This is a genomic window from Kitasatospora sp. NPDC091257, assembly GCF_044757675.1.
GTDB lineage: Bacteria > Actinomycetota > Actinomycetes > Streptomycetales > Streptomycetaceae > Kitasatospora > Kitasatospora lactacystinica.
The window spans coordinates 1-10,953 of the sequence record NZ_JBIVVI010000154.1; the positions used below are offsets into that span (position 1 = coordinate 1).

Annotated in this window: 12 protein-coding genes; 3 read left to right on the forward strand and 9 right to left on the reverse strand. The window is 73.2% G+C overall.

Annotated features, from left to right (window positions below; all coding sequences use genetic code 11):
- Window positions 1–101 precede the first annotated feature (101 nt).
- Window positions 102–524, reverse strand: a complete 423-nt coding sequence (locus ACIQOV_RS10060) for a PLD nuclease N-terminal domain-containing protein (protein ID WP_380351296.1) — start codon at window positions 522–524, stop codon at window positions 102–104.
- 92 nt (window positions 525–616) lie between these two features.
- On the opposite strand from ACIQOV_RS10060, the gene ACIQOV_RS10065 reads away from it, so the two are divergent.
- Complete coding sequence (locus tag ACIQOV_RS10065) at window positions 617–2,074, forward strand: menaquinone biosynthesis decarboxylase (protein WP_401046979.1); 1,458 nt, start codon at window positions 617–619, stop codon at window positions 2,072–2,074.
- Window positions 2,071–2,967 carry a menaquinone biosynthesis prenyltransferase MqnP gene (gene mqnP, locus ACIQOV_RS10070; protein ID WP_401046982.1) on the forward strand — a complete coding sequence of 299 codons (897 nt, stop codon included), beginning with the start codon at window positions 2,071–2,073 and terminating at the stop codon, window positions 2,965–2,967. Before ACIQOV_RS10065 ends, mqnP begins: the two co-directional genes overlap by 4 nt.
- Before the next feature lie 62 nt (window positions 2,968–3,029).
- Here mqnP and ACIQOV_RS10075 read toward each other — a convergent pair whose 3' ends face one another.
- The 3 genes from ACIQOV_RS10075 to ACIQOV_RS10085 all read right to left on the reverse strand — a co-directional run bounded on the left by ACIQOV_RS10075 (window position 3,030) and on the right by ACIQOV_RS10085 (window position 6,056).
- The gene (locus ACIQOV_RS10075; protein ID WP_401046985.1) at window positions 3,030–3,824 is read right to left on the reverse strand and encodes a hypothetical protein; all 795 of its coding nucleotides are present in this window, start codon (window positions 3,822–3,824) and stop codon (window positions 3,030–3,032) included.
- Window positions 3,825–3,943: 119 nt separating this feature from the next.
- Complete coding sequence (locus tag ACIQOV_RS10080; RefSeq protein WP_401046988.1) at window positions 3,944–4,699, reverse strand: alpha/beta fold hydrolase; 756 nt, start codon at window positions 4,697–4,699, stop codon at window positions 3,944–3,946.
- Between the two features lie 130 nt (window positions 4,700–4,829).
- Window positions 4,830–6,056: an FAD-dependent oxidoreductase gene (locus ACIQOV_RS10085; protein ID WP_401046990.1), complete on the reverse strand. Its 1,227-nt coding sequence runs from the start codon at window positions 6,054–6,056 to the stop codon at window positions 4,830–4,832.
- A gap of 101 nt (window positions 6,057–6,157) precedes the next feature.
- On the opposite strand from ACIQOV_RS10085, the gene ACIQOV_RS10090 reads away from it, so the two are divergent.
- A complete protein-coding gene (locus ACIQOV_RS10090; protein WP_401046993.1) occupies window positions 6,158–6,964 on the forward strand; it encodes a TetR/AcrR family transcriptional regulator in 807 nt (268 codons plus the stop codon).
- A 54-nt stretch (window positions 6,965–7,018) separates the two neighbouring features.
- On the opposite strand, the gene ACIQOV_RS10095 is transcribed toward ACIQOV_RS10090, so the two are convergent.
- From ACIQOV_RS10095 to ACIQOV_RS10115, 5 genes are all read right to left on the reverse strand, one after another.
- Window positions 7,019–8,011 (reverse strand): ABC transporter permease subunit, encoded by a 993-nt coding sequence (locus tag ACIQOV_RS10095; protein WP_401046995.1) that lies wholly within the window; start codon window positions 8,009–8,011, stop codon window positions 7,019–7,021.
- Window positions 8,008–8,892, reverse strand: a complete 885-nt coding sequence (locus ACIQOV_RS10100) for an ABC transporter ATP-binding protein (protein WP_401046997.1) — start codon at window positions 8,890–8,892, stop codon at window positions 8,008–8,010. Before ACIQOV_RS10100 ends, ACIQOV_RS10095 begins: the two co-directional genes overlap by 4 nt.
- Complete coding sequence (locus tag ACIQOV_RS10105; protein ID WP_401047002.1) at window positions 8,889–9,236, reverse strand: GntR family transcriptional regulator; 348 nt, start codon at window positions 9,234–9,236, stop codon at window positions 8,889–8,891. The genes ACIQOV_RS10100 and ACIQOV_RS10105 overlap by 4 nt, the downstream gene beginning before the upstream one ends.
- Window positions 9,237–9,390: 154 nt before the next feature.
- Window positions 9,391–10,107 carry an MOSC domain-containing protein gene (locus ACIQOV_RS10110; RefSeq protein WP_359902861.1) on the reverse strand — a complete coding sequence of 239 codons (717 nt, stop codon included), beginning with the start codon at window positions 10,105–10,107 and terminating at the stop codon, window positions 9,391–9,393.
- 67 nt (window positions 10,108–10,174) lie between these two features.
- Window positions 10,175–10,918: a cyclase family protein gene (locus tag ACIQOV_RS10115; RefSeq protein ID WP_401046999.1), complete on the reverse strand. Its 744-nt coding sequence runs from the start codon at window positions 10,916–10,918 to the stop codon at window positions 10,175–10,177.
- Between the last annotated feature and the right edge of the window lie 35 nt (window positions 10,919–10,953).

A 10,953-nucleotide genomic window follows, 5' to 3' on the forward strand; every position in this document is an offset into this window, starting at 1 on the left:
GGGTTAGGGGTTGCGCAGTCGTAGGGAAGCGCCAAAAATGCCGCAGCCCACCCCGCGCGGTGGGGGTGGGCTGTCCGAGCGAGCGGGCGGACCTGCGCCGATCAGCCCTTGCGCCCGTCCTCGGGCTCGTCGCCGTCGCGCAGCTCGCGCTCGCGGCGGCGCAGGTCGGCCTCCCACTGCTTGAGCATGTCCTCGTGGTCTTTGTTGCTCTTCTTCAACGAGGCGAGGAACTCGGGGTCGTCGTCCGGAGCCAGCGGGCGCCCGCCGCGCGGGGCCGGACGGCCCGGGCGGTCGTCGGCCGGGTAGCCCGGCCCGGCCCCGGCGGGCGCGGTCCGCAGGAAGCCGCGCTGCTTGCCGGCGATCAGCCAGGCGATCGGGCCCAGCGGCGGGAAGAGCAGCACGATCAGCACCCAGACCACCTTGGGCAGGTGCTTCACCTCGTCCTCGGGCGTGGTCAGGCAGTCCACGAACGCCCAGACCCAGAGCGCGAGCGGAAGGACGATGGTCAGAAGAATCCTCGGCACGGCTGGGATCTCCCCCCGGGCGACGGCGGCGGCGGGCGCCTTCCAGGGGCCCTTGACCGGGCCAGGCTATCGGGTGGCGGATACTGACAGGCATGGCATACGACGATCTCCGCTCGTTTCTCCGGGCCCTCGACCGCGAGGGCGACCTCAAGCGCATCAAGGCGGAGGTGGACCCGCACCTGGAGATCGGCGAGATCGTCGACCGGGTGCAGAAGGCCAAGGGCCCGGCCCTGCTCTTCGAGAACGTCAAGGGCTCGTCGATGCCGCTGGCGATGAACGTCTTCGGCACCGAGCGGCGGCTGGCCAAGGCGCTCGGCCTCAAGGGCCCGGACGACATCTCCGAGAAGATCGCCGGCCTGCTCAAGCCCGAGCTGCCGCAGGGCTTCACCGGCTTCCGGGACGCCTTCGGCAAGCTCGCCTCGATGGCGCACGTCCCGCCCCGGCACGTGAAGTCCGGTGACGCCCCGGTGCAGGAGGTCGTGCTCACCGGCGACGACGTCGACCTCGACGCGCTGCCCGCCCTGTTCACCTGGCCGCTGGACGGCGGGTCCTTCTTCAACCTGGGCCTGACCCACACCAAGGACCCGGACAGCGGCATCCGCAACCTGGGCCTCTACCGGCTCCAGCGGCACGACCGCCGCACCATCGGCATGCACTGGCAGATCCACAAGGACAGCCGCAACCACTACGCGGTGGCGGCCAAGCGGGGCGAGCGCCTCCCGGTCGCGATCGCCTTCGGCTGCCCGCCGGCCGTCACCTACGCGGCCACCGCGCCGCTGCCCGGGGACATCGACGAGTACCTCTTCGCGGGCTTCATCGCCGGGGAGCGGGTCCGGATGGTCGACTGCAGGACGGTGCCGCTCCAGGTCCCGGCCGACGCCGAGGTGGTCGTGGAGGGCTGGCTGGAGCCCGGCGAGATGCTGCCCGAGGGCCCGTTCGGCGACCACACCGGCTTCTACACCCCGCAGGAGCCGTTCCCGGCGCTGAAGATCGACTGCGTGACGATGCGCCGCCGCCCGATCCTCCAGTCCATCGTGGTCGGCCGCCCGCCGACGGAGGACGGCCCGCTGGGCAAGTTCACCGAGCGGTTCTTCCTGCCGCTGCTGAAGATCATCATTCCGGACATCGTCGACTACGACCTGCCCGAGGCCGGTGGCTTCCACAACTGCGTGATCGTCTCGATCGACAAGAAGTACCCCAAGCACGCCCAGAAGACGATGCACGCGATCTGGGGCGCGCACATGATGTCGCTGACCAAGCTGATCATCGTGGTGGACTCCGACTGCGACGTGCACGACTACCAGGAAGTCGCCTGGCGGGCCTTCGGCAACGTCGACTACAGCCGCGACCTCACCGTGGTCGAAGGCCCGGTCGACCACCTGGACCACGCCTCGTACCAGCAGTTCTGGGGCGGCAAGGCCGGCATCGACGCGACCCGCAAGCTGCCCGAGGAGGGCTACACCCGCGACGGCGGCTGGCCGGAGATGGTCTCCTCGGACCCGGCCACGGCCGCGCTGGTGTCGCGCCGCTGGAAGGAGTACGGACTGTGAGTACGGCCGCCGCCGAGACCCCCGGGCGCACCAAGGCGTTCCTGCGCCTGGTGGCGTTCGAGCACTCGGTCTTCGCGCTCCCGTTCGCGTACATCGCCGCGCTGACGGCCATGTTCCTCGCCGACGGGCGGGTGCACTGGGGCGAACTGTTCGTCGTCACGGTCTGCATGGTCGGGCTGCGGACCTTCGCCATGGCGGCGAACCGGATCATCGACCGCGAGATCGACGCCCGGAACCCGCGCACCGCCACGCGCGAACTCGTCACCGGCGCGGTGTCGTTGAAGACCGCGTACGTCGGCTCGGCCGTCGCGCTGGTGGTCTTCCTCGGCGCGGCCGCGATGCTCAACCCGCTCTGCCTGGCGCTCGCGCCGATCGCCGTGGTGCCGATGGTGGTCTACCCGTACGGCAAGCGGTTCACGAACTTCCCGCAGGCGATCCTCGGCCTGGCCCAGGCGATGGGGCCGGTCGGCGCCTGGCTGGCGGTGACGGGCAGTTGGTCCTGGGACGCGGTCGTCCTCGGTGCGGCGGTCGGCATCTGGATCGGCGGCTTCGACCTGATCTACGCCTGCCAGGACGTCGAGTCCGACCGCGAGAACGGGGTCCGCTCGGTGCCCGCGCGCTACGGCGTCCCGGTGGCCATCCGCGGCGCGCGGGTGTGCCACCTCCTGACCACCCTCCTGCTGGGCTGGTTCGGGTTCCTGACGGACGCCGGCGTGGCCTTCTGGATCGGCCTCGTGGTCGTCGCGGGCGCGTTCGTCTACGAGCACACCATCGTGAAGCCGAACGACCTGTCCAAGCTCAACCGGGCGTTCTTCCAGACCAACAGCTTCGTGGGGATCTCGCTGTTCTTCTTCGCCCTGGTGGACCTGGCCGTCCGCGGCCTCGGGATCTGACGCCCGGGCGACCGCCGCGACGTGTACCGGCGTTACTGAACCGCCGGGCCGGGCGGGCCGGTTCAGCGGAACAGGGCGGCGTGGTCCGTCGCCCAGGCGTGGAAGCTGCGGGCGGGGTGGCCGGTGACGTCCCGGACCGTGGTGGTGGCCGGTTCGGGGGCGCAGAGGCGGGCGTGGACGAGGTCCAGGGCGCCGTCGACGGCGGCGGGGGCCCGGCCGGTGGCGGACAGCCGGCGGCGGGCGGTCTCGCGGGGGACCTCCTGCCAGGTGGCCGGGCGGCCCGCGGCCGTGCCGATGATCTCCACCTGCTCCGCCTGGGTGGGTGACTCCGGGCCGGTGAGGACGTACCGGGCCCCGTGGTGGCCGTCCTCGACCAGGGTGCGGACGGCGACCGCCGCGATGTCCCGCTCGTCCACCGGGTTCAGCCCGGCCGCGCCGCCGTAGCCCCGCACCACGCCCCCGGCCCTGATCTCCTCCGCCCACTGCAGCGCGGCGGCGAAGCCGTGCGCCCGCAGCACCGTGTGCCGTACCCCGCTGCCGGTGAGCAGCGCCTCGACCCCGCCCGCCGGCCGGCCGGGGCCGGCCGGCGACAGGAGCACCACCCGCCCGACCTCCCGGGCCAGCACGCCCACCGCCTCCGTGTCCCCGTCCGCCGTCGGGAACGGCCACCCCAGCAGGACGGCCCCGGCGCCCCGCACCGCCGCCTCCAGCGACACCGGGGCGAGCAGGTCCCGCGGGGGCAGCGTCCGCACCCGTACTCCGGAGGCCGCGAGCTGCAGCCCGACGTGCCGTCCGACCGCCCCGGAGACGCCGATCACCAGCACCCGGGACGTGCCGTCAACTCGCTCATCTGTCATGCATCGAACGTAAGCGAGAAGGATGAGACGCCCAATGCGTGCGGGTCTAGGGTCCATGCGTCAGCGTCTACCCGACGCGTCCACCCGGGTGCGCGCCGGCCCGGTGCGCCGGGCCGGGCTCAGTTGTGCAGGAAGCCCTCCAGCGACACCGCCAGGGCCACCGGGGCCTCGTACATCGGGTAGTGCCCGCTGCCGCCGAGCTCCTCCAACTCGGCGTTGGGGTAGTGGGCGAGGAAGGTTCCGCGCATCACCTCGGCGGTGAGGGCGAGGTCGTGCTCGCCGACGATCACCTTGACCGGCACCGGGTTGCCGTCGATCCGGCGCTGGAGGTCGGCCGTCGCCCAGTCGCGGACGTAGCCGCCGAAGGCCTCCGGGGTGGACAGCCGCAGGGACTGGTCGACCATGCGGTCGAGCCAGACCCGGCCGGCCCGCTGTCCGGTGACCAGGTCCAGGATGGCGAGGCGCTTCTCCCGGTCCTCGGCGGCGCCGTAGAACAGCGCCTCGCCCGCTTCGTCCAGGGGGTACGCCCCGGCCGGCACCGGGGCCAGGCCGACCAGCTTGCGCACCCGCAGCGGCGCCTCGGCGAGCACCTGCTGGGCCGCCTTGCCGCCCATCGAGTGGCCCACCAGCGAGAAGCGGTCCCAGCCGAGCTGGTCGGCCAGGGCGAGCGCGTCGGAGGCGATCTCGGCGAGGGTGTACGCGCCGGGGACGTCCTTGCGCTGGCCGTAGCCGCGGTAGTCGAGGAAGGCGTAGCTGAAGGCGTCGCCGTCGAGGTAGTCGAGGAACGGGCCCCAGCCCTCGCTGGTGCCGAACCAGTCGTGCAGGACCAGGACGTGGTGGTCGCCGGTGCCGGTCGAGCGGTGAGGGATCGTCATGCCAACGGTCGTTCCCCGCGCACCGCCCGCCCGAACGGACGGTGCGCGGGGGCGGGCGGGCCGCTGCTCGCCGAGAGGTCCTGGAGCCGGGCGGCGCCCCGCGCCGTGGGTCTCACCCGGTCGAGTGAACTCAGGCGTCGCGCCGGGCGAAGGCCGGGGCGTGCTCGGGGAGCGGGCCGAAGGCGATCAGGCGGGACAGCAGCAGCGGGAAGCCGGGGACGTGCCGGGCGAGCCGCACCAGCCGGGTGGGCGGGCCGGCCTGCCGGCCGGTGAGGACCGGCTCGAACATCACGTGGTGCAGGACCTGTTGCACCCCCTGCATGATCACGGTCGGCCGCCACCGGCGGTGCTGGACCCGGGCCAGGGCCGCCACGGTCGGGCGTCCGTGCCGCAGCGGTCCGGCGAGCAGGGCGGCGGCCGCGACGGCGTCCTGGATCGCGAGGTTGATGCCCACCCCGCCGGCCGGGGACATCGCGTGGGCGGCGTCGCCGATCAGCAGCAGCCCGTCCCGGTGCCAGCGGTTCAGCCGGTTGAGCCTGACGTCGAGCAGGTGGACGTCGTCGAGGCCGGCCAGCCGGTCGACCCGGTCGGCGTACTGGGGCAGCAGTTCGGCGATCCGGGCGCGGAACCGTTCGATGCCCTCGGCGCGCAGCTGCGGGTCGGCGCCCTTGGCGCGGAAGTAGGCGATCTGGAAGTAGTCGGCCCGGGCGAAGCTCAACGCCAGGTCGCCGTGGCCGAAGCCGGGGACGAGGCTGGGCGGCAGGGCCTGCTCGTGGGTGTGCCGGGGCAGCCGGAACCACCAGGTGTCGAAGGGCACCGGGAACTCCTCGGGCACCAGGCCGGCCGCCCGGCGCAGGGTGGAGTGCCGGCCGTCGGCGGCGACGGTGAGGTCGGCGTGGAGTTCGCCCTCCTCGCCGTCCCGGGTGCGGTACCGGACGCCGGTCACCCGGCCGGCGCCGTCCCGGAGCAGGCCGGTCGCCTCGGTGTTCATCCGCAGGGTGAAGGCGGGTTCCCGCCCGGCCTCCTCGACCAGGAAGTTCAGCAGGTCCCACTGCGGGATCATGGCGATGTAGTTGTACGGGGGCCGCAGCCGCTCGTAGGCGCTCAGTGCGACGGGGCCGGCGTCGGGTGTCCGGACGACCAGGTTGCCGAGGCGGCTCTGCGGCAGGGCGGCGAACTTCCGGCCGAGGCCGAGTTCGTCCATCAGCCGCACGGTGGAGGCGTGGACGGTGTCGCCGCGGAAGTCGCGCAGGAAGTCCCGGTGCTTCTCCAGCACGGTCACCTCGACGCCGGCGCGTGCCAGCAGCAGACCCAGCATCATTCCGGCCGGCCCGCCCCCGGAGATCACGACGCTCATGGCTCTCCCCTTTCAGTGCTCGATCGATCACTGTCCGTGTGGAACCTGCCTTTACAGAGTCTCTGGAACCATTCCAGATGTCAAGTAGTACGATGCTCCACATGAAGGAGCTGGTGACGGCCGCCCTCACGGCGGCGAAGGAACGGGGCCAGGACGTCGCCGACGTCCCGCTGACGGCGATCGCCACGACGGCCGGGATCTCCCGCAGCACGCTGCTGCGCCGGCTCGGCGGCTCCCGGGCCGCGCTGGACGAGGCGGTCCGGGAGGCGGGGGTCGACCCGGGCGGACGGCCGCCGGTGCGCGAGCGCGCGATCGAGGCGGCGGCGCTGCTGGTGGCCGAGCGGGGCCTGGCCGGGGTCACCCTGGACGCGGTGGCGGACCGGGCGGACTGCTCGCTGCCCGGCCTGCACACCGTCTTCGAGGGGCGGGACGGCCTGCTCGCCGCCGTCTTCGAGCGGCACTCCGCGCTGCCCGGCCTGGAGGCCCTCGCCGCCGACCCGCCGGAGCGCCTGGAGGACACCGTCCGGGCGCTGCACACCACCTTCGTCGCCGCCTTCGCGCACGAGCCGCGGATCGTCCCGGCGGTCTTCGCCGACCTGCTCGGCCGGCCGGACGGCCCCGCCGCCCGGGTGGTGGCCGCCAACCTGCCGCGGACGCTCGACAGCCTCGACCGGCTGCTGCGGCCGCACGTGCGGGCCGGCCGGCTGAGGCCGCTGCCCACCCCGGTGCTGATCCAGCTGCTGCTCGGCCCGCTGCTCAACCACGTCCTGATGCGGCCGGTGCTGGAGCCCGCCCTGGGGGCCGGGCTGCCCTCGATGGACGAGATCGTCGACATCTTCGTCGACGCCTACCTGCGGGCGGTCGCCGTCCCCGCGGCAGGATCCGGGAGCGACGGCGACACTCCCTGAGGAGGGCCGTGATCGGCAGGCCGCGGCGCCCGGTCCGCGGCCACCCGGCCCGCCCTAGGAGATCCGCCGGATCCGCCGCACCGCGAGGAACACCAGCAGCGCGGTCAGGGCGAGGAACAGCCCCGACTCGATCCCCTGGAAGGTCCAGAACCGGTCGGCGGGCTGGTACTCCATCGCGTTGGTGTACGGCCCGGCGCCGAAGCCGTGCTCGGCCATGTTCCTGGCGCAGTCGGCGGCCCCCGGGTCCGTGGCCGGCGGGCAGCCGATCTGCCCGTCGTGCAGCACGGTCTCGCCGGCGCCGTTGCGTACCACCTGGTCGAAGACCCAGTCCCCGGCATAGCGGTTGGGGAGCAGTCCGCTCTCCGCCGCGTACGTGGCCGTCTTCGCCGGGAGGAGGTACGGGCGGACCGCCGTCTCGACCAGGACGCGCACCGCGGCGAACGCGGCGAGCGAGATCCCCATCGCGGGCAGCACCTTGCGGGCCGCCGTGCCGGTGTACACGCCGAGCGCCACCGCGAACAGGGTGTACGCGATCGGGGCGACGCCCTGGACGTCGAAGCTCAGGTAGCCCAGCCGGCCCTGGCCGGTGGCCGCGAAGGGGCCGAACCACCAGGCCACGCCCAGCGCGTACGCGACCGCGAGCAGCACCGCGGCGCCGCCCACCAGGCCGAACTTGGCGAGCACCCAGTGCCGCCGGCTGATCCCCTGGGTCCACACCAGGCGGTGGGTGCCGTTCTCCACCTCGCGGGCGACCAGCGGCGCGCCGAAGAACAGGCCGACCAGCACCGGCAGCAGCACGAACAGGACGGCGACGTAGAGGAGTCCGCCGTACTGGTTCTGGAAGCGCTGGTTGAGGCCCTCGCAGCCGCCGCCCCCGGTCAGCAGGCTCTCGTGGCCGAGCTTGGCGAGGCAGGAGCCGAGGCCGCTGCGGTCGAGGGCGCCGCGCATCGCGAGGCCGGTGGGCACCATCACGGCGGCCAGCGCGGCCAGCGCGGCGAGCGTCCAGAACAGTTGCTTGCGGTGCTGGCGCCAGATCAGCCAGGTCATGCCGCCACCTCCGGGGAGAACCGGGTGTCGCCCGCGCCCAGGTAGGCGAGGACGAGGTCCTCCAGGGTCACCGGGTGGACGGTCCAGACGTTCTCGTCCACCGGCCCGTCGGTGCGCACCAGCAGGGTGGACTGGCGCTCGGTGTGGCTGGCCTGGATGACGGCGGTCACTCCCGGTACGGACTCCGTGCCGGTCCGGGGGCCGGTGATCCGGCAGTGCTCGGCGAGCAAGTCGTCCACAGTGCCGGTCAGTTGGACCTGTGCGCTGTTCAGGACGACCAGGTGGTCGCAGACCCGTTCCAGGTCGGCGAGCAGGTGCGAGGAGAGCAGCACGGTGGTGCCGCTCTCGGCGACGGCGCCCATCAGTTCCTGCATGAACGCGTGCCGGGCCAGGGGGTCGAGGGCGGCCACCGGCTCGTCCAGCAGCAGCAGTCGGGGCTGCTTGGCGAGCGCCAGGGCCAGTGCCACCTGGGCGCGTTGGCCGCCGGACAGTCGGCCGACCGGCTTGTCGAGGGGGATGCCGAGGCGGGTCAGCCGGTCGCGGGCGGGGGCGGCCTCCCAGTGGTGGTTGAGCTTGCCGCCCATGGTGATCAGCTCGTCCCCGGTGAAGTCCGGGTAGAGCGGGGTGTCCTGGGCGACGAATCCGATCCCGGCCAGCGCCGCGACGCCCTGCCGGGGGTCGCGGCCGAACACCCGGACCTCGCCGGCGTCCGGTTCGAGCAGTCCGACGGCCAGGTGCAGCAGGGTGGACTTGCCCGCCCCGTTCGGGCCGACCAGTGCGGCGATCCGTCCGGCCGGGAGCTGGAGCGAGCAGCCCTCCAGTGCCCAGGACTTGCCGTACCGCTTTCCCAATTCGCGTGCTTCCAGTGCGACTTCCGTCATGTCTTCCCCCTGTTGAGTGTTGCCCGCATCGTGGTGTCGATCAGCGCGGCGATGTCCTCGTGGGCGAGTCCGGCGGTCTCGGCCTTGCGCAGCCAGACCACCAGGTCCTCGCGCAACTCGGCCTGGTTGGCCAGCGCGGGGCCGGCCAGCGTGCCGACCAGGAAGGTCCCCACGCCGGGCCGACCCTCGGCGAGCCCCTCCAACTCCAGTTCCCGGTAGGCCTTGAGGACGGTGTTGGGGTTGATCGCCAGGGTGCGCGCCACCTCGCGGACCTTCGGCAGTTGGTCGCCGGGCCGGGCCAGTCCGACCCGCAGGGCCTGCTTCACCTGGAGCACGAGTTGCATGTAGGTGGCGACCCGCGAGCGGCTGTCGAGGACGAACTCGATCACTAGTTGTTCTCCTGTCTTATGACAGTAAGACAGGATGGGTGAGCGAAGGTCAAGTCGTCAATCGGAGAAAGGTGTTGACGAACGGTAGGTTGTACGCGAAAGGCTGCGGTCAGCCCAGGAGCAGTCGGTCGCCGACCCGCAGGCGACCCGGGGCGGCGACCTCGGCGAGCGCGTCCAGCCGCCCGTCGTGGGCGTGCACGACGGCCTTGAGGATCTCGGGCGCGTGCGGAAGTCCGGGCTGCGGGGCGCCCGTCATCGCGCAGCGCTCGCTGGAGGCGACGAAGGAGAGCCGGGCGCTGCCGGGGGCCTCGCCGGACGCCTGGCGGCCGAGCCAGGCGTCCTCGACGAACGGCGGGGTGCCGGGCGGGGTGCGCAGCACGATGTTGGGGCGGAACCGGCGCTCGTCGATCACGGCGAAGGGGACGGCCTCGCGGACCCAGTCCAGGGTGGCGGTGCTGAGCACGCTGACCGGCAGCCGGTCGAAGTGCGACACGGCGTCCTCGCGGGCGAGTTCGACGTCCTCGCGCTGGAGGTAGGCGCGCAGGAAGGCGTTCGGCCGGTCGACCGGGCGGCCGAGCGGATCGAACAGTTCGGGGCCGTCGATCCGGTGGCCGAGCCGGGCGGAGAGGCGGAGCAGGCCGTCCATCCGGCGGAAGCGGCGGGTGTTCTTGCCCGAGCCGAGCTTCCCGGCCGCGTCGCGGACGGCGTAGAGGCGGTCGCCGGCCAGGCCGCGTCCGTCCACCTCGACGGAGTCGAGCCGCTCGCCGCCGGTGGACTTCACGGGGTAGCGCCAGAGTCGCTCGATCACTCCGATGATCTCAGCCATGGCCGGAAAGCGTACTGGCGTTGACGGGGGATGGTCTAGACCAAGTCCCGGGAGTCTACTCGCCGGTTCAGCCCAGCCGGGCCACCGCCCGCACGGGTGCGCCGTCCGCCGCGACCAGCCGCAGCGGGAACAGCGAGACCTCCACCGGCAGGCCGGCCTCCTGGGCCGCCAGCAGCGGCCGCAGGTCGGTCAGGTTCTCGGCGATCACCCCGCCGCCGGACGCCCCCAGCAGCACCCGGTGGGCGGCCAGCGTCGGCTCCTCGGCGGTGCCGTGGTCGTGCTCGTCGGTGAGGTCGGCGAGCAGGGCGGCCACCGTGGGGTCGCCCGGGCCCGGGTCGGGGGTCGGGTCGACGCTGAGCGCGTCCACCCCGACCGTCCGCACCCCGGCGGCGACGATCGCCTCGGCGGCGGCGGGGGTCAGGCTGGGGTGGGCGAGGTAGGCGTCGGTGCCCCAGTGCCGGGCCCAGCCGGTGGCCAGCAGCAGGACGGTTCCCTCGGCGGCCCGCTCCAGCGCGGGCGCCAGCAACTCGGGGGTGACGGCCGTCCGGGGCTCCAGCCCGCGCAGGTCGGCGATCACGGCCGGGCCGGTGAACCGCTCCAGCGGCAGCCCGTCCAGGGTCGGCCAGGTGACGTCCACGTGGTACGGCGCGTCCACGTGCGTCCCGGACTGCGAGCCGAGGTGCAGGGCCAGCACGTTCACCCCGGCGGTGGCGGTGGTGAGCGCGGGCTCCAGCAGGACGGCCGGGTCGCCGGGGTAGACGGGCATCGCGGTGGTCACCTGATGGGTGAGGTCGACGAGGGTCGCTGCCATGCGGCCCATCCTTCCAGGGGTCGGGGCTCCTGGAC